The following is a 17,083-nucleotide window of genomic DNA, read 5'->3' on the forward strand; positions in this document are numbered from 1 at the left end:
CAGCTGGCCATCAGAGGCTGCGCGAACGGTGGTGAAATCGGCGAGACATGAAGTTTCACGCGTTGTATGCGTGGCTGCTTTGCGCGTCAGCGGTGACGGCTTCTGCGTGCGTTTCTCCGTTTTCAGTTCATGCGCTACTGCATCAACCCACGTTATCGGCGGTCGTTTGGGAAGCGACCCTACCCGCCGTTGCTGCCTCGGGCTAGAACAGGGAGCCCTGCGGGGAGTCTTCGCGCGGCGGCAGCGGCCGCACGAACTTCGTGCAGTCGAGCTTTGGCCAATGGCTGTTCTGCGCATCGAAGCCAAGGCGCTTGCGAGCGAGCTTGAAGCGGCTGGAAAGCAAATCGGCGTAGACACCTTCGCCGCGCATGCGGGTGCCGAATTCGCTGTTGTAGTCCTTGCCGCCACGCAGCTGGTTGATGGTGCTCATCACGTGCGCGGCGCGGTCTGGGTGATGCGTATCGAGCCAGTCGCGGAACAGCGGGGCCACTTCCAACGGGAGGCGCAGCAGCACGTAACCGGCGGTGCTGGCGCCGGCGTCGCGCGATGCTTCGAGCACCGCTTCCAGTTCCGCATCGTTGATCCAGGGAATCACCGGGGCCACCATCACGCCCACCGGAATGCCGGCGTCGTGCAGGCGACGCATGGCACGCAGCCGCGCATGCGGGGCCGATGCGCGCGGCTCAAGGCGCGCCGACAGATGCGGGTCCAGCGAGGTCACCGAGAAGTGCACGCTGACCAGGTTCTTCTCCGCCAGCGGCGCAAGCAGATCGATATCGCGCTCCACCAATGCGTTCTTGGTAATGAGCGAGAACGGGTGCTGGGTGTCCAGCATCACTTCGATCAGCTGGCGGGTGAGCTTGAGCTTGCGTTCGATCGGCTGGTAGGCGTCGGTGTTGATGCCCAGGGCAATCGGTTGCGGGGTGTAGGCGGGCCGCGAGAGTTCCTTGCGCAGCAGCTGCGGGGCGTTGGTCTTGGCGAACAGCTTGGTTTCGAAGTCCAGGCCCGGCGACAGATTGAGGAAGGCGTGCGAGGGGCGCGCGAAGCAGTACGAGCAGCCGTGCTCGCAGCCTCGGTAGGGATTCACTGATTGGCTGAAACCCACGTCGGGCGATCTGTTGCGGCTGATGATGCTGCGCGCGGTTTCGGCGCGCACTTCGGTGCGCAGGCGCGGGGTGGCGAATTCTTCGCTGGTTTCCGGTTCCCAGCCGTCGTCCATGGCTTCGCTGACCGTGACTTCGAAACGGCCGGCGAGATGCGTGGTGGAACCACGGCCTTTGATTGCGATACCCATCTTCAGAGGCTACCGGCGAGACGTCTCAGGGGTTGAGACGTTGTGTGGAGCGCGGGGGTGGGTGGAGCGGTGCGCATGGATTAGTAGTATTGCTAACCACAGGACCGGAGGGAAGCGGAATCCGCAGCCCTGTTGGGTTTGGGCTGAATCGTTTGGGTTTGTTCCCCAGGGTTATCCACAGGGGATTCTTCAGCGCAGTTGGATGCCAGCGAAGAGCATCCGGGCAGGGCCCGGATCTACGTTTGCGTGGAATCCGTCAAATGAGGGCGAGGTAGCCCTTTACCGTTGCGTCCAGCCCGACGTACAGGGCTTCGCTGATCAGGGCGTGGCCGATCGAGACTTCGAGGACGTTCGGGACTGTTTGCAGGAAATCGCGGAGATTTTCCTGGGAAAGATCGTGGCCGGCGTTGACCCCTAGGCCGGCGGCCTGCGCGCGGCGGGCGGCGTCGGCGAACAAGGCCAGCATCACCGTGGCGTCGCCTGCAGCGTGCGCTTCGGCATAGGGGCCGGTGTAGAGCTCGATGCGGTCGGCGCCGATCGCGGCCGCCTGGGCCAGGTCAGGGTTGCCGGCGTCCACGAACAGGCTGACCCGGCAGCCGTAGCTTTTCAGCTCCGCGATCAGCGGGCGCAGCCGTTCGGCGTCGCGGCTGAAATCGAACCCGTGGTCGGAGGTGAGCTGGCCATCACTGTCGGGCACCAGGGTGGCCTGGGCCGGGCGGGTCTGCGCGCACAGCGGCAGCAGCCCCGGGTAACCCGGGCGCGGCGGGGCGAACGGGTTGCCTTCGATGTTGAACTCCACGCCGCGTGCGGTGGTCAGCGCGGAAAGAGCGAGCACGTCCTCGGCGTGGATGTGCCGGCGGTCGGGGCGCGGGTGTACGGTGACGCCGTGGGCACCGGCGTCCAAACAGGCGGTGGCCGCCTGCAGTACATCAGGGTCCTGGCCGCCGCGCGAATTGCGCAGGACGGCGATCTTGTTCACGTTGACGCTGAGGTGGGTCATAGGCTCGGGGGAAGGTCATTCGGGTCGCGGTCGGCCTCGCGCCGGGCCTGGGCCTGCTCACGCAGCCGGCGCAGCTCGGCGGGGTCGATCGCGTTGTAGATGTCGTGCTGGCTGCCGGCATCGCGTTGTCCATCGCCAAAGGCGGCGACGTAGCGCCCGCGTATCCACGCCAGCAGGAACAGCAGGGCACCGGCGAGCCACAGCATCATCAGGCCGGTGGACGGCGTCTTCATGGCAAAGGCAAAACAGCCCAGCGACAGCAGCAGGAACAGCCAATACATTGTCATTCTCCCCGTTGGCCTGCGCAGTGTAGCGCTGGGGTAGGGGCGGTTCCACGTGACCGTTACAACAGCGGCGAAGCCAGGCGCGCGAACGCCTCGGGCACCCGGTGCAGCCACAACGAGCGGCGCCGGTCGTCCCGGACCGGGCTGGCGGCGGCGAATTCTGCGGCCAGGATCTTCTCCAGCTCGGCCACGCAGGCTTCGTCGCTGATCATCATGGAAAGCTCGAAGTTGAGCCGGAAGCTGCGATGGTCAAAGTTTGCGCTGCCGGCAATGCACACGTCGTGGTCGGCGATGAAGGCCTTGGTGTGCAGCATGCGCGGCCCGTACTCGTAGATCTTGACGCCCGCCTGCAGCAGTTCGTCGAAGTACGAGCGTGCGGCCTGGGTGACGAACCAGGAGTCGCTCATCTTCGGCACCAGCAGGCGCACGTCCAGGCCGCCGAGTGCAGCAGAGGTGAGCGCCATGCGTGCGGCTTCACCGGGCACGAAGTAGGGCGTGACCAGCCACACGCGTTCGCGCGCTTCATGGATGGCGGCAACCTGCAGGCGATGGATGGTTTCCCATGACGAATCCGGGCCGGATACCAGCACCTGCGCGTTGATGCTGCCATCCTTGCGGCTGGGCATGTCGCTGGGCCACAGCTGGGCGATGTTGAAGCGCTCTTTGGGTTCACCGGTGGCGTAGATCCAGTCTTCGATGAAGACCAGCTGCAGGCTGCGCACCACATTGCCCTCCAGGCGCATGTGCAGGTCGCGGTAGGCATCGGGCCGGCGGCTTTCGTCTTCTTCGTCGGTGATGTTGATGCCACCGGTGAAGGCTACACGGCCGTCGATCACCACCAGCTTGCGGTGGGTGCGCATGTTCATCCAAGGACGCTTGAAGGGTTTGAGCAGCTGCCTGGGATGGAACCACGCCACTTCCGCGCCAGCGTCCCGCAGAGGTTTGAGGAAGGCCTTGCGGATGCCGGCAGACCCCACCGCATCCAGCAGCAGGCGCACGCGCACCCCGTCACGGGCTCGCTCGACCAGGGCATCGCGCAGCGCGGTGCCAGCGTGGTCGGGATTGAAGATGTAGTACTCCACGTGGAGGTGGTCACGTGCCTGGGAAACGGCCTTCAACAGCGCGGCATAGGTTTGTGCGCCGTCCACCAGCCACTCCACTTCGGTGGCCGAACTGGGCGCCAGGCCAGTGGTTGCCTGGGCGATCTTGGCCAGCTCCGTACAGTCCGCATCCGGCGGGCACACGCTGTTGTAGTGCTCCATGCCGGAGCGCGCGCGGCCACGCCTCAGGCGCTGTCGCTTCACCTTCTGTGGGCCCAGCAGGTAGTACACGAACAGGCCAAGGTAGGGCAGCGCAGCCAGCGAAAGAATCCAGCTGAGGGTAGCCACCGGTTCGCGCTTCTGCAGCATGATCCAGCCGATCAGCCACAACAGGTACAGCACGTAGGCGGCGATGAGCAGCGGACGCAGATGCGGGACGGCATCCAGCCAGTGGAGCCAGTCGGCAAGGGCGGGGTAGGTGGCGATCATGCGCGGATCATAGCCGGACAACGGCGTTCAGGGCATGGAATGAAAAAAAGCGCCCCTGTTACCAGGGGCGCTTTCCAGTCGCGTCATGACTTGGGTCTTGCGTATTACTGCTGCTGCTGGAACCCGATCTTCTTCATCTGCGCGTTCTTCGCGGCGGCCAGAACCTTGGCCATCACGTCGTACTCGGAGTCCGGGCTGGCGTCGATGCGCAGCTCGGGCTGGTTGGTCGGGTCACGCTGCACTTCCTGTTCCATACGCTGCTGGAGCTCAGCCGTTGCAACCGGGCTGTTGTTCCAGAACACCTGGTTGCTGGCGTCGATCCGCAGCTCGATCGGCGGCGGCGGTTCGACCAGCTGCGGCGGTGGGTTGAGCACGCGCTGCGGCAGGTCCACGGCGATCGGGTACGTCATGATCGGCGCGGTAACGATGAAGATGATCAACAGCACCAGCATCACGTCCACGAGGGGCGTAACGTTGATGTCGGCCATTGGGCCCTTGCCACCACCAGAACTGAATGCCATGGCTTACTGCCCCTTCTCTTTGGTGGCCACGAAGCCAACGTCGAGCATGCCCTGCTCCTGCGCGATCTTGGTCATCTCGTTGATGACGCGCATCTTGGTGGTGCGGTCACCACGCAGATTGAGCGGGGGCTGGGGGGTCTGCTGGGCGGCGGTCGCCAGGCGCGACTCGAGAGTCTGCTTGTCGATTTCTTCGTCGTTCCAGTAAATCGAGCCGTCTTCCTTCACCGCCAGGGTGATGGGGCCCTTGCGATCAGCCGCATCTTCCGGCTTCTGCACCAGGTTGGCCTCAGGCAGGTCGACTTTGACCTTATGGGACATCAGGGGCGCCGTGATGATGAAGATGATCAGCAGCACCAGCATCACGTCCACGAGGGGCGTAACGTTGATGTCGGCCATGGGGCCGCCGCTGTTACCACTACTGAAAGCCATAACGGGCTCCGTCTAGATCGTGTTGACTACGTTCTCGCTGGGTACAGCGCGTCGCAATTAGCGGACGCGCGAACCGGTGGCGAAGAAGTCGTGCAGGTCGTGAGCGAACGTATCGAACTTGCTGATCGTGGCGCTGTTGATCTTGCTGAAGAAGTTGAAGGCGAACACGGCCGGGATTGCCACGAACAGACCGATGGCGGTCATGATCAGGGCTTCACCCACCGGGCCGGCAACGGCGTCGATGGAGGCCGAACCGGTTGCACCGATCTTGATCAGCGCGCCGTAGATGCCCCACACGGTACCGAGCAGACCGACGAACGGAGCGGTTGCACCGACGGTGGCCAGCAGGGTCATGCCCGACTGCAGGTTGTTGCTTTCGCGGGTCACGGCCTGACGCAGGGCGCGGTCGACGAACTCCGAACGGCTCAGGTTTTCACCCAGGCCACCGGTGGCGCCGCCTTCGGCACGCTGGTGGTGGGCAGCAGCCTGGGCAGCGTCCAGTGCGATCTTGGAGAACGGCTCGGAGGCCGGCTGTTCTTCCATGGCGCGGATGGCGTCCTGTGCGTTCGGGGTATCCCAGAACAGGCTCACGACCTTGTCGGCAGCACCCTTCAGGCGAGCAGCACGGAAGATGTTGATGACGGTCCAGTACCAGGACATGGCCGACATGATCACCAGGGTCAGAAGCACGACCCAGGAGACGGCGAAGTCACCCGGCTTGGAGGTCATTTCGTGGATCAGATGCTCGAAGCCCATCTGCGAGAGGGCATTCGACGGGTTGCCCCCGGCAGCAGCGGCGATGAAGAGTTCCTGCAGCATGACGCTTACCTTTGTTGTGTGTGGTGATGAATGTTGTAGCTAGGTTCAAGTGACAGGTAGGTGGCCGGCGGCCACCCGGCCCATCAATTCAGCGCAAAGTTGACCGGGACGCGGACGCGACCTGCAGCTTTCTTCCCGCCCGATTCGGCTGCGTTGAAGCGCCATTTACGGGCGGCTTCCATCGCGGCACGGTCCAGATCGCGGTTACGGCTGGACTTTTCGACCGACACATTGGTGACGTTGCCGTTGGCATCGACATCAATGATCAGGATCACTTCACCCTGGATACCTGCGCGGAACGCGGCCGGCGGGTAACGCGGGGGATTCATGGCCTTGGACGAGATATCGACGCTGGCCTCGATGGAACTCGGCGGCTGCGGCGGGCTCGGCGGACTCGGCGGCGTGACGATGTCGTTCGGACGCGGTTCCGGCACGTCGATCACCGGGGCCTGCGGCGGCGGCGGCACCGGCGAGGGCTTGGGCGGCGACAGGTTCTTGACCGGCGGCGGCGGCGTTTCAGTCGGCGGCGGCGGCGGCGGCGGCGGTGGGGGCGGCGGCGGAGCGTCGACCAGGGTCACCATGATGTTGCGTTCCTTCTCCGCCACGGCCTTGGGGGCCACGGCAGGAATGAGGAGCAGCATCAAGGCGGCGAGATGCAATGCGATTACAAAGGCGATACCCACGATGCGCGGCCAGCTGAGGCCGGTGTCATCGCGTTGTTCGTACCTGTGAACGACTAGTTGTTCCGTCATGCGCCAAGAGCTCATTAGTGGGGCCGGGTACCTGGGGACAGATAGCCCATGATCAGCGGTGCATGACACCGCAGGAACCTCCAAGCTTATACCAATCCTGAGCGCCTGCGCATCACTCACGCAGGCGTTCAGGCGTTATTCCTACTTACTTCAGGTTGATGATTTTCTTGGCATCCGCCTGGTTCTTCACACCCTTCGCCAGCGCCTGCTGGGCGGCCGTCTTGGCCTCCGGAATGCGACCTTCCGAATGCAAGACACGTGCCAGGTTCAAGTAGGTTTCACCGTCCTTGGAAAGCGGGGCGGCCTTCTGCCACGCTTCGATCGCCTTGTCCGTCTGTGCGGGTTCGGAGTAGTAGTACGCCTGGGCCAGAGCGAGCTGCGCCTGGTAATCGTCCGGCTTCAGGATGCCCTTCTGCAGGCCGTCGTTGATCACGGCGATGACCTCGGCTTCCTTCTTGTCCGAGTTGGCATAGATCGAGTAGGCCTGCTTGTACTCGCGTTCCTCGGTCAACTGGCCGCCCTTGAAGAGCTTGTCCATGACCGCACCGGCCTTGTCCATCTGATCGGCCTGCAGGTACATGCTGGCCAGATTCATCTGGGCCTTCTTGTCAGCCGGATTCTTGGCTGCCAGGGCTTCGGCCTGCTTTACCGCTTCGCCGCTCTGGCCCGATTCGGACAGGGCCGCCATCAGCAGCTGGTTCCAGTTGTCCTTCGGCTCGGTGGCGCCTGCGATGGCCTGCTGAATCACCGGCACCGCTTCCGGGTAACGCTCCAGCTGGTACAGGGCCTGGCCCTTGATGATCAGCTCTTCCGGCTTGGTCGACTTGGTTTCAGCAAAGTACTTGTCCAGGGTGGCCAGGCCCTCGGCGAGCTGGTCGTCCTGGATCTGCAGCTGGCCCAGCATCAGCATCGACTGGAAGTGGCCGTTGTTGTCCAGGCCGTTGAATTCCAGCACCTGCTGCAGGTACTTCTTCGCAGAGGCGTTGTCGTCGGTGTTGTACGCGGCCTGCGATGCCAGCTGTGCGGCCAGCGACTTGTCGTACGCATTGGCGGCACTGTTGCCCAGGATTTCATTGGCCGCCGACAGCGTCTCGGGGAACTTCTGATCGTTGTAGCTGTCGATCATCTTCTGCAGCTGCTTGCCCAGCTTCGGCGACGCCTTGATGTCCGGCTCGGCACGGGTGGCCTGCGGGTACAGCGCTTCGGCCTTGGCCTGGTCCTTCTTGCCACCACGGCGATCGCTGCGATCGGTGGAGCGGGTCTGGGCGACGGCGTCAGTGACCACAACGCCACCGATGGCGGTTGCGATGAGGACGGAAAGCACGGCTTGCTTGTGGTTGCGGAAAATCATCTTTCACCTCGATCGAACCGCCGTGGCGGCATCAAAACGGACTGTCAGAAAAATCTGAGCCGCCAAACGTATCAGAAACCGATGGCGTGAGAAATCGTTTCCGATGCTGCAATACAGCATCCTTTGGTCGAATCACCCACACTTCGGGCGCCGTCCAGCGGCTTGGGCCTGCTGGAATACACCGGTGAGTGCGGGGGCGTCGCGTTGCAGCTCCCGGATCCGGTTGGCTGGATCGGGGTGGGTGGACAGCCACTGCGGGGAACGCCCACCGCTGGCGGCCATCATGTTCTGCCACAGGTTGACGGCCTGGGCCGGGTCGAAGCCCGCCTCGGCCATCAGCCGCTGACCGACCACGTCGGCTTCGCTTTCCTGGGTACGCGAACCGGGCAACAGGAAGGCTGCCTGCGCGCCGGCACCGCCGAGCTGGTTGACCGTGCTGGCCGCGCCCTCGCCGTACGCCGCGCCGGCCAGCGCGCCAAGCACGGCCAGGCCGGTCTGGGCGCCCATCTGGCGGGTGAGACGCTCTTCGTGGTGGCGCGAAATGACATGACCGATCTCATGCCCGATCACGGCGGCCAGCTGGTCCTGGTTCTTGGCCACGGTAAAGATGCCGGTGTTCACCCCGACCTTGCCACCGGGCAACGCGAAGGCATTCGGTTCGGCGTCGACGAACACGGCGGTCTCCCACCGTACGCCACGGTACTGCGGCGGCAGCTGGGCCACCAGCGCATTGACCACGCACTGCACGTAACCGTTCTGACGGCCGTCGCTGCTGATCTTCTGCTTCTTCTTGGTTTCGGCAAACGCCTGTGCGCCGAGCTGGTCCAGCTCGGCCTGCGAGACGCCGCCCACCATCTGCTTGCGCCCGGTGGGCGAGGTGGTGGTGGCACAGGCGCTGAGCGCCAAGGTGATGACAAGTCCGAGCAGCAAGGGTTTCAAGGCGGGGACTCCCGTGTTCATATCTGCAGTGTGGCGGGCGGAATGTAAGGTTTTGTCAAACCGGCAGGGTTAGTGCAACCCCAGGAACACCAGTGCGGCCAGGGCAATGGCATTGTTCAACGCATGCGCCACGATCGGTGCCCACAAGGTGCCGGTGCGCTGGTACAGCCACGCGAACGCAGCGCCCATGCCGCCGTACACCAGCCACAACTGGGCAATTTCCCAGGGGCCGTTGGCGCTGGTCCCAGGCACTTCGTGGACCAGCGCGAACGCCAGGCTGCTGAGCAGCATGCCCAGCCACGGGCGACCGGCCTGCCACAGGCGGCCGAACAGTACGCGGCGGAACAGCAGTTCTTCGTAGGCCGGGGCCAGCACGATGGCGAACAGGGCCAGGAACCATGGGAAGCGGGCCAACGCCTGTTCCATCAGGGCAAGGTTGGTGGGTACCGGTTCGATGCCGGCCTGACGCGCCAACCATGCGACGCCGTTGCTGCCGATGATCACGGCCACGGCAACCACCGCGGTCCAGCCCCATGTCGAGGGCCGCAGGGCAGCCTCGAACGAGGCGCGGCGTTCGGCCGCGTCGGCGCGGCGCCGGAGGAAATACAGGAATACGGCAGCGCCGCCAGTGGCGAACACGGCCATCAGAATCTGTGCGAGCGCGCCGGGTTGGCCCACCTGCTGGGCAAGCGCTTCGGCGGCCTGCGCGCCGGTGTCGCGGACCACGATCACGGCCCGGTAAAGACCCCAGAGCAGGCCGCTGGCCATGCTGAGCCCAAGCAGGGCGAGGGTGGCGATACCCAGATCGATCAGGAATCCCGCAACGGGCGAAGCGGGTTTCCGTTGGGGCGCCTTGGGCAGGGCGGGCGGCAGCGGAGGCGTGGTGGACGCCGGGACGGTGGCGGACATCGGGTTCCTGGCAGCAATAGGCGGTGGCCGGGCCGGTTGCAGGTCGCAACCGGCCGGCCCTGAGCCGATTGTGTCAGATATCCAGGTTGGCGACCCGCAGCGCGTTGTCTTCGATGAAATCGCGGCGCGGCTCCACCACGTCTCCCATCAGGGTGCTGAAGATCTGGTCGGCCGCCACGGCGTCCTCGATGCGCACCTGCAGCAGCCGGCGCGTGTCGGGGTTCACGGTGGTGTCCCACAACTGTTCCGGGTTCATTTCGCCCAGGCCCTTGAAGCGCTGGATCTGGCGGCCCTTCTTGGCCTCGTCCAGCAGCCAGTTGCGGGCATCGGCGAAACTGCCGATCTCCGACGACTTGGCGCCGCGTACGATCTTGGCCCCCTCGCGCACGAGGCCGTGCAGCAGCAGTGAGGACTGGTGCAGCGCACGCAGTTCGCCGGTCTCGAAGGCCGACAGCGGCAGCACCTGGATCAGCTGTTCGCCCATGTGGCGACGGGTGACCAGCAGCGCGGCCGGACGCTCTTCGGTGGGTTCCTGCAATTCCAGGCTGAAGCGCGGCGAACCCAGGCTGCCCTGGTTGAGGCGCTTGGCCAGTGCGGCCAGGCCTTCGTCGGCGCCGGCCCTGCGCAGGTGCTCCAGGTCCATCGGGGTGAAATCGACCAGGGCTTCAAGCACCTGGCGATCGTAGCGATGGGCATTGCGGCCGATCGCTTCCTGCGCCGAAGCGTAGGCCAGCAGCAGCTTTTCCAGCGCGACGCCTTCGATGGCCGGTTCGTTCTCGGCCGGAATCAACGAGGCATTTTCCACCGCATTGCTCGCCAGGTACGCATCCAGCGCAGGGTCGTCCTTCAGGTAGAGCTCCTGCTTTCCCTGCTTGATCTTGTACAGCGGCGGCAGGCCGATGTAGACATGGCCACGCTCGATCAGCTCCGGCATCTGTCGGTAGAAGAACGTCAGCAGCAGGGTGCGGATGTGCGCGCCGTCTACGTCGGCGTCGGTCATGATGATGATGCGGTGGTAGCGCAGCTTGTCCGGGTTGTACTCGTCGCGGCCGATGCCGGTGCCCAGCGCGGTGATCAGCGTCCCGACCTGGTCAGAGGCCAGCATGCGATCGAAGCGGGCACGTTCCACGTTGAGGATCTTGCCGCGCAGCGGCAGCACCGCCTGGTTCTTGCGGTTGCGCCCCTGCTTGGCCGAACCGCCCGCGGAGTCACCCTCGACGATGAACAGTTCGGACAAGGCCGGGTCTTTTTCCTGGCAGTCGGCGAGCTTGCCGGGCAGGCCGGCGATATCCAGCGCGCCCTTGCGGCGGGTCAGGTCGCGCGCCTTGCGCGCTGCTTCACGGGCACGGGCAGCGTCGACGATCTTGCCGGCGATGGCTTTGGCTTCGTTGGGGTTTTCCTGCAGGAATTCTTCCAGGCGCTGACCGAATGCGCTTTCCACGGCCGGGCGCACATCCGAGCTGACCAGCTTTTCCTTGGTCTGGCTGGAGAAGCTGGGGTCAGGCACCTTCACCGACAGCACGGCGATCATGCCTTCGCGCATGTCATCACCGGTCAGGTTGATCTTGGCCTGTTTGGCGATGCCGTTCTGCTCGATGTAGTTGTTGAGCACGCGGGTAAGCGCGCCGCGGAAGCCGGCAAGGTGGGTACCGCCGTCCTTCTGCGGGATGTTGTTGGTGAAGCAGTACATCGTTTCCTGGTAGGAATCGGTCCACTGCAGCGCCACCTCGACGGTGATGCCGTTGGATTCGCCGGTAACCGAAATGACGTTCGGGTGCAGGGGGGTCTTCAGCTGCGCCAGATGCTCCACGAAGCTGCGGATGCCGCCTTCGTAATGGAAATCGTCGCGGCGGCCATCGCCACGCTCATCGACCAGAACGATTTTGACGCCTGAGTTCAGGAACGAGAGTTCGCGCAGGCGGCGCGCCAGGATCTCGTAGTGGAACTCGACGTTATCGTGGAACGCGGTGACCGACGGCCAGAAGCGAAGGGTGGTACCGCGCTTGCTGCTGGCTTCCACCTGCGCCAGCGGGCTGACAGCTGCACCATCGGCGTATTCCTGGTGAAAGTGGAACCCGCTCTGGAAAATGTCCAGGGTGAGCTTCTGCGACAACGCGTTGACCACGCTGACGCCGACGCCGTGCAGGCCGCCGGAAACCTTGTAGCTGTTGTCGTCGAACTTGCCGCCGGCGTGCAGCACGGTCATGACCACTTCGGCAGCAGAGACTTCGCGGCCGAGCTTCTGGCTCATCTGCGCGTGCTTGCCGGTGGGGATGCCGCGGCCGTTGTCGGACACCGACACGGAGCCGTCGGCATGGATCGTCACCGCGACGTGATCAGCGTGGCCTGCCAGCGCTTCGTCGATGGAGTTGTCGACGACTTCGAACACCATGTGGTGCAGACCGGTGCCGTCATGGACGTCGCCGATGTACATGCCGGGCCGCTTGCGGACCGCCTCCAGGCCTTCCAGGGCGGTGATGCTGTTGGCGTCGTAATTGCCGGTAGGTGCCGGAGTGTTCTGTTCTTCAGTCATTGCGCTTGCCATAGGCTCCGCAGTTCGGGCCGCCGCAGGAAGCGGGGCGCCGATGGATAAGGGGTTGCAACAGCAATTATACCAGCCGGGCGCTTCCGCCCCTGCCGGCACTATGGCACAAGCTGGACCTGGCCATGTTCCACGTGGAACCGGGTGATATCGGTACGGTTATGCAACGCGGCGGGGGTCTCGGTTGCGGTGATGAAGATCTGCGCGGGCCCCGCGCGTAGTCGATCCAGTACCCGCGCCTGATGGGTGCGATCAAGCTCCGACGCGAGGTCATCCAGCGCGATCACCGGCCATTCGCCGCGCTGTTCGGCGTAATCCTCCGCCTGGGCCAACAGGCAGGTGAGGGCGGTGAGCTTGGCTTGGCCGCGTGACAGGGCGTCGCGGCCGGGAATCGTGGCGAATCCCACGCTCCAGTCGGCCCGGTGCGGACCCACCGAGGTGTAGCCGGCCAACCGATCCCGTTCGCGGGCCAGAAGCAGGGCGTCTGAGAGCGATAGCTCGTGTTTGCGCCAGCCCGGACTCAGGGTCAGCGACTGGATGCCCAGATTCGGGGCCAGATCCTGCGCCAGCCCGATGGTTCTGTCCTGGAGGCGGTCCAGATAATGCTGGCGACGGGTGGTGAGCGGCTCACCGGCTTCTGCCAGCTCGCGGTCCCACGCATCCAGCGCATTCGGGTGCCCGCCTTGCTTGAGCAATGCATTGCGCTGCTTCAGGGCCCGCGAATAGCGGCGCCACAGGGCAAGGAAGTCTGGTTCCACGTGGAACAAACCCCAATCCAGGAAGCGGCGGCGTGGTTCGCCGCCGCCGCTCACCAGCGCGTGGCTGCCCGGCTCAAAGGTCACCACCGCCAAGGCAGCGCAGAGGTTTCCCAGTTGGGCAACATCCTCTCCATCCAGCCGGCCCTTCCATTCCTGCCCGCTGTGGCGCAGTCCGGCCTTGCGACGGGTGGCGGATTCCGCACCTGACCGCTGTTCGTCCCATTCAACGAACACATCCAGCGCCTCCTGGCCTTGGCGTACCAGCCCATCGCGCACGCGACCGCGGAAACTGCGGCCATACGCCATCACATGCAGGGCCTCAAGCACGCTGGTCTTGCCCGCGCCATTGTCGCCCGTGATCAGGTTGATCCCCGGTTGCGGGGCCAGTTCCACGCTGTCGAAGCGGCGAACCTGGTGCAGGGATAGACGACGGATATACATGCGATCGGATCTGGGCCGCAGATGCGGCAGATGGGTTGGGGGAATCGATCAGCTTACTGCATCGGGGTGATTTCGCCGCACCTGTGAGACACCGTAAATTCTTTGAAATCTGCGAAAGCACCAGGGGTGCAGCCACGCAGATTTCAAGGAATTAGCGCGCTTTCGGAACGGGAGGCCACGCGGGCCGATGCGGTGACCCGCTCGATTCTTTGAAATCTGACGGGCGGGGCGGGGTAGGCGTTCTCAGATCTCGCGAGATTGACCGGTTGGATTTCCCGCTGTCCACAGGGGGTCTGTAAGACTTATGCACAATCTCTGTGCAATCTGTGGATAAAAAAGAGACCGTGGTTACCCCTGAAAGATATCCACAGGTTGAACCCCAGGCTCAGACCGGGTTTTACCGGGGGTTTCAGCACCTGATTCCTCTTTTAATTCAATGAGATAAGCTACTTTTCAACCAAATCTGCCGCTACCACCACCACCTAGCTTTAGATTTATATACAGTTTTTAAAAGCTTAGAGCTGGGAATCAGGCAGCAAACCAACGCATTCTGCGAACCCCGTAGAGCCGCGCCCTTCGTGGCTGCTCTTGCCGTGCAATCCGACCAATCCCTGCCACGAAGATGATCGGCTTGTGCAACCGCAGAGCCAAGAAGCAAGCTCACAAGCAGCCACACAGGGCGTGGCTCTACACGCGTGGTTCGTCGGAGGATCCACGTGGAACGCTTGCGCAAAAAGAAACCCGGCACTTGGCCGGGCTTCCTGGTAACCACGGTTCCACGTGGAACCAAGCCTCGGTCAGAGACGCAGCGGCATCACCACGTGACGCGACTTCTCGCTGCTGGCTTCGCGCACCAACGCCGATGAGTTGGAGTCGCGCAGCTGGATGACCACATGTTCATCGCGCAGCGCGGACAAAGCGTCCAGCAGGTAATTCACGTTGAAGCCAATGGCCAGATCGCTGACGGTGGTATCCGCTTCGATCTCTTCCTGCGCTTCTTCCTGCTCCGGGTTGTGCGCGCTGATCTTCAGGTTGCCCGGCGAGACCTCCACGCGAATACCGCGGTACTTCTCGTTGGACAGAATCGCAGCACGCTGCAGCGATGCACGCAGGGCTTCACGATCGACCTTCACTTCGCGATCAGCGCCGATCGGAATCACAGCCTCGTAATCCGGGAAACGGCCATCAATCAACTTGGAGGTGAAGGTCACATCGTCGCGCTTGACGCGCACGTGGCTGCGGCCGACTTCCAGCTCGATCTCGCGGTCACCGCTTTCCAGCAGTCGCTGCAGCTCGGTCACGCCTTTGCGCGGCACGATGATCTGGCGCTTGGCGCCACTGGCCTTTTCCAGGTCGGTTTCGCAGAGCGCCAGGCGGTGGCCGTCAGTGGCGACGGTGCGCAGCGCATCGCCGCGCAGGTCGAACAGCAGGCCGTTGAGGTAGTAGCGCACGTCCTGCTGGGCCATCGCGAACGCAGTGCGTTCGATCAGTTCCTTCAGAGTGGCTTCGCCAATAGCGACGCGTTCGGTCGCTTCCACCTCGTCCACCGACGGGAAGTCGTTGGCCGGGAGCGTTGCCAGGGTGAAGCGGCTGCGGCCGGCCTGCACGGTGATCTTGTCACCGGTCTGCGAGACGGTGATCCGGCTGCCGTCGGGCAGGGCGCGGATGATCTCGAACAGTTTGCGTGCCGGGATGGTGGTCTCGCCGTCCTGGGCATCATCCACCGCGATCCGCGACACCATCTCCACTTCCAGGTCGGTACCGGTCAGCGACAGCTGCCCGTTCTGGACCTGGACCAGGAAATTAGCCAGAACCGGCAAGGTCTGGCGGCGTTCGACCACGTTGACGACTTGTGCCAACGGCTTGAGAAAGGCTTCGCGCTGCAGTGTGAAACGCATGTGGTTCCGTGCCCCTATGCTTTAAAAAGATGTGGAATAAATCAAAAGCTTGGTGGTGATGGTAGAGCCAGAATTGCGGGAAAACACATCTAAGTATTTGTAAATTAAGGCTTTTAAGGCCTCGAAACCCTCTGCACTACTACCCCCCAAGGGGTGGGGAAGCCTGTGGATAAAAATTCCGCCAACTCAAACGTGTTTCTTATCCACAGCCTGTCCCTCGCTTACACCCGGATTTTGCACCGTTTTATGCGATGACGCCTATGCGGCGTGCATGCATCATTCGCTCAACTTCCGGATCAGCTTGTCCCAGTCTTCCCGCAACTTGCCGTCGGTTTCCATCAACGTCCGGATCTGACGGCACGCATGCAGCACCGTGGTGTGGTCACGACCCGCAAAGGCATCGCCGATTTCAGGCAGGCTGTGCTCGGTCAGTTCCTTGGTCAGGGCCATGGCGACCTGTCGCGGACGGGCAAGCGAACGGGTCCGACGCTTGGACAGCAGATCCTTGATCTGCAGCCCGTAGTAGTCGGCCACGGTTTTCTGGATGTTGGGAATGCTGATGGCCTGCTGCTGGGCACGCAGCAGGTCGCGCAGGGTTTCCTGGGCGAAGTCGGTGGTGATCGCACGGCCGGTGAAGTTGGCACGGGCGGTCAGCGTATTGAGCGCACCTTCGAGGTCGCGAACATTGGAGCGCATCTTCTTGGCAATCAGAAACGCCACATCGTCGGGAATCTCAGCACCGCGTTCGCGGGCCTTGGCCAACACGATCGCCGCGCGCGTCTCGAAGTCCGGTGGCTCGATGGCGACCGACAGGCCCCAGGCAAGCCGCGACTTCAGGCGCGCTTCCAGCCCTTCGACTTCGCGGGGGTACCGGTCACAGGTGAGGATGATCTGCTGCTTGCCGTCGAACAGGGCGTTGAACGTGTGGAAGAACTCTTCCTGGGTTCGATCCTTGCCGGCAAAGAACTGGATGTCATCGATCAGCAGCGCGTCCACCTGCTGGAACTGGCGCTTGAACTGATCCATGGTCTTTTCCTGCAACGCACGGATCATGGCGCTGAAGAACTGTTCCGAGCGCAGGTACAGCACCTTGGCGGCCGGGTTGGCCTGGCGCATGGCGTTGCCGGCGGCGAACATCAGGTGGGTCTTGCCCAGGCCCGTGCCGCCGTACAGCAACAGCGGGTTGTGCGCCCGGTCGCCCGGTTTCTGCGCCGCCTGGAATGCCGCGGCCAGGCCAAGCTGGTTGCTGCGGCCTTCCACGAAGTTGGTGAAGGTGTAGTGCGAATCCAGGTTGCCGGCGAACGGCACCAGCGGCTCGACCGGCGCAACGGGCGCAGCATGGCCCGGAATCGGCGCGATCTGCGCCTCCACGGGCCGCGGTCGCGAGCCGATTTCAAGAAAAACGTCGCCAAAACCGGCGAAGTGCGCCAGCAATTCCTTGATCCGGGCCAGGTACAGCTCGCGGACCTGGTCGACGATGAAGGCGTTCGGTGCATAAAGCACCAGGCTGTCCGCGCGCAGATCGGCCTGCAGCGGCTTCAACCAGGTGTGAACATCTTCGGGCGGGAACTCCGCCTCAAGGCGTTCGAGACAACGGGACCAGGCATCCATCGGCAA

Annotated in this window: 15 protein-coding genes; all 15 read right to left on the bottom strand. The window is 63.6% G+C overall.

The genetic code is table 11. The features are described 5' to 3' along the window. Positions 1-202: 202 nt before the first annotated feature. Positions 203-1,294, bottom strand: a complete 1,092-nt coding sequence (locus tag ACTJI4_RS16220; protein ID WP_440869944.1) for a PA0069 family radical SAM protein — start codon at positions 1,292-1,294, stop codon at positions 203-205. Positions 1,295-1,550: 256 nt separating this feature from the next. Next, the gene (locus ACTJI4_RS16225; RefSeq protein ID WP_392923065.1) at positions 1,551-2,294 is read right to left on the bottom strand and encodes a pyridoxine 5'-phosphate synthase; all 744 of its coding nucleotides are present in this window, start codon (positions 2,292-2,294) and stop codon (positions 1,551-1,553) included. Continuing rightward, positions 2,291-2,575: a hypothetical protein gene (locus ACTJI4_RS16230; RefSeq protein ID WP_392923586.1), complete on the bottom strand. Its 285-nt coding sequence runs from the start codon at positions 2,573-2,575 to the stop codon at positions 2,291-2,293. The genes ACTJI4_RS16225 and ACTJI4_RS16230 overlap by 4 nt, the downstream gene beginning before the upstream one ends. 62 nt (positions 2,576-2,637) lie before the next feature. Further along, positions 2,638-4,107 carry a cardiolipin synthase gene (cls, locus tag ACTJI4_RS16235; RefSeq protein ID WP_440869945.1) on the bottom strand — a complete coding sequence of 490 codons (1,470 nt, stop codon included), beginning with the start codon at positions 4,105-4,107 and terminating at the stop codon, positions 2,638-2,640. Between the two features lie 104 nt (positions 4,108-4,211). Next, positions 4,212-4,628, bottom strand: a complete 417-nt coding sequence (locus ACTJI4_RS16240) for an ExbD/TolR family protein (protein ID WP_068848037.1) — start codon at positions 4,626-4,628, stop codon at positions 4,212-4,214. A 3-nt stretch (positions 4,629-4,631) separates the two neighbouring features. Beyond that, positions 4,632-5,057 carry an ExbD/TolR family protein gene (locus ACTJI4_RS16245; protein WP_392923058.1) on the bottom strand — a complete coding sequence of 142 codons (426 nt, stop codon included), beginning with the start codon at positions 5,055-5,057 and terminating at the stop codon, positions 4,632-4,634. Between the two features lie 57 nt (positions 5,058-5,114). Next, a complete protein-coding gene (exbB, locus tag ACTJI4_RS16250) occupies positions 5,115-5,876 on the bottom strand; it encodes a TonB-system energizer ExbB (protein ID WP_392923055.1) in 762 nt (253 codons plus the stop codon). Positions 5,877-5,959: 83 nt separating this feature from the next. Next, positions 5,960-6,628, bottom strand: coding sequence for an energy transducer TonB (locus ACTJI4_RS16255; RefSeq protein WP_440869946.1), 669 nt, complete (start codon positions 6,626-6,628; stop codon positions 5,960-5,962). Positions 6,629-6,773: 145 nt separating this feature from the next. Next, entirely contained in the window at positions 6,774-7,979 is a 1,206-nt protein-coding gene (locus tag ACTJI4_RS16260; RefSeq protein ID WP_440869947.1) for a tetratricopeptide repeat protein, read from the bottom strand. Between the two features lie 132 nt (positions 7,980-8,111). After that, positions 8,112-8,918, bottom strand: a complete 807-nt coding sequence (locus tag ACTJI4_RS16265) for a M48 family metallopeptidase (RefSeq protein ID WP_392923049.1) — start codon at positions 8,916-8,918, stop codon at positions 8,112-8,114. 69 nt (positions 8,919-8,987) lie between these two features. After that, a complete protein-coding gene (locus tag ACTJI4_RS16270; protein WP_440869948.1) occupies positions 8,988-9,827 on the bottom strand; it encodes a CPBP family glutamic-type intramembrane protease in 840 nt (279 codons plus the stop codon). 73 nt (positions 9,828-9,900) lie between these two features. Further along, positions 9,901-12,360, bottom strand: a complete 2,460-nt coding sequence (gene gyrB / locus ACTJI4_RS16275; protein ID WP_392923044.1) for a DNA topoisomerase (ATP-hydrolyzing) subunit B — start codon at positions 12,358-12,360, stop codon at positions 9,901-9,903. 110 nt (positions 12,361-12,470) lie between these two features. Next, positions 12,471-13,568, bottom strand: a complete 1,098-nt coding sequence (gene recF, locus ACTJI4_RS16280; protein WP_440869949.1) for a DNA replication/repair protein RecF — start codon at positions 13,566-13,568, stop codon at positions 12,471-12,473. Between the two features lie 797 nt (positions 13,569-14,365). Beyond that, positions 14,366-15,466 carry a DNA polymerase III subunit beta gene (gene dnaN / locus ACTJI4_RS16285; protein WP_068848019.1) on the bottom strand — a complete coding sequence of 367 codons (1,101 nt, stop codon included), beginning with the start codon at positions 15,464-15,466 and terminating at the stop codon, positions 14,366-14,368. A 276-nt stretch (positions 15,467-15,742) separates the two neighbouring features. Next, positions 15,743-17,077, bottom strand: a complete 1,335-nt coding sequence (dnaA, locus tag ACTJI4_RS16290; RefSeq protein WP_392923038.1) for a chromosomal replication initiator protein DnaA — start codon at positions 17,075-17,077, stop codon at positions 15,743-15,745. Positions 17,078-17,083 lie beyond the last annotated feature (6 nt).

The organism is Stenotrophomonas sp. 22385 (assembly GCF_052045085.1).
In the GTDB taxonomy this organism is placed as follows: Bacteria; Pseudomonadota; Gammaproteobacteria; order Xanthomonadales; family Xanthomonadaceae; genus Stenotrophomonas.

Excerpts from the sequence above, each read along its gene's own strand:
- ACTJI4_RS16220 (WP_440869944.1), bottom strand. The coding sequence starts at position 1,294 with ATGGGTATCGCAATCAAAGGCCGTGGTTCCACCACGCATCTCGCCGGC.
- ACTJI4_RS16225 (WP_392923065.1), bottom strand. The coding sequence starts at position 2,294 with ATGACCCACCTCAGCGTCAACGTGAACAAGATCGCCGTCCTGCGCAAT.
- ACTJI4_RS16230 (WP_392923586.1), bottom strand. The coding sequence starts at position 2,575 with ATGTATTGGCTGTTCCTGCTGCTGTCGCTGGGCTGTTTTGCCTTTGCC.
- cls (WP_440869945.1), bottom strand. The coding sequence starts at position 4,107 with ATGATCGCCACCTACCCCGCCCTTGCCGACTGGCTCCACTGGCTGGAT.
- ACTJI4_RS16240 (WP_068848037.1), bottom strand. The coding sequence starts at position 4,628 with ATGGCATTCAGTTCTGGTGGTGGCAAGGGCCCAATGGCCGACATCAAC.
- ACTJI4_RS16245 (WP_392923058.1), bottom strand. The coding sequence starts at position 5,057 with ATGGCTTTCAGTAGTGGTAACAGCGGCGGCCCCATGGCCGACATCAAC.
- exbB (WP_392923055.1), bottom strand. The coding sequence starts at position 5,876 with ATGCTGCAGGAACTCTTCATCGCCGCTGCTGCCGGGGGCAACCCGTCG.
- ACTJI4_RS16255 (WP_440869946.1), bottom strand. The coding sequence starts at position 6,628 with ATGACGGAACAACTAGTCGTTCACAGGTACGAACAACGCGATGACACC.
- ACTJI4_RS16260 (WP_440869947.1), bottom strand. The coding sequence starts at position 7,979 with ATGATTTTCCGCAACCACAAGCAAGCCGTGCTTTCCGTCCTCATCGCA.
- ACTJI4_RS16270 (WP_440869948.1), bottom strand. The coding sequence starts at position 9,827 with ATGTCCGCCACCGTCCCGGCGTCCACCACGCCTCCGCTGCCGCCCGCC.
- gyrB (WP_392923044.1), bottom strand. The coding sequence starts at position 12,360 with ATGACTGAAGAACAGAACACTCCGGCACCTACCGGCAATTACGACGCC.
- recF (WP_440869949.1), bottom strand. The coding sequence starts at position 13,568 with ATGTATATCCGTCGTCTATCCCTGCACCAGGTTCGCCGCTTCGACAGC.
- dnaN (WP_068848019.1), bottom strand. The coding sequence starts at position 15,466 with ATGCGTTTCACACTGCAGCGCGAAGCCTTTCTCAAGCCGTTGGCACAA.
- dnaA (WP_392923038.1), bottom strand. The coding sequence starts at position 17,077 with ATGGATGCCTGGTCCCGTTGTCTCGAACGCCTTGAGGCGGAGTTCCCG.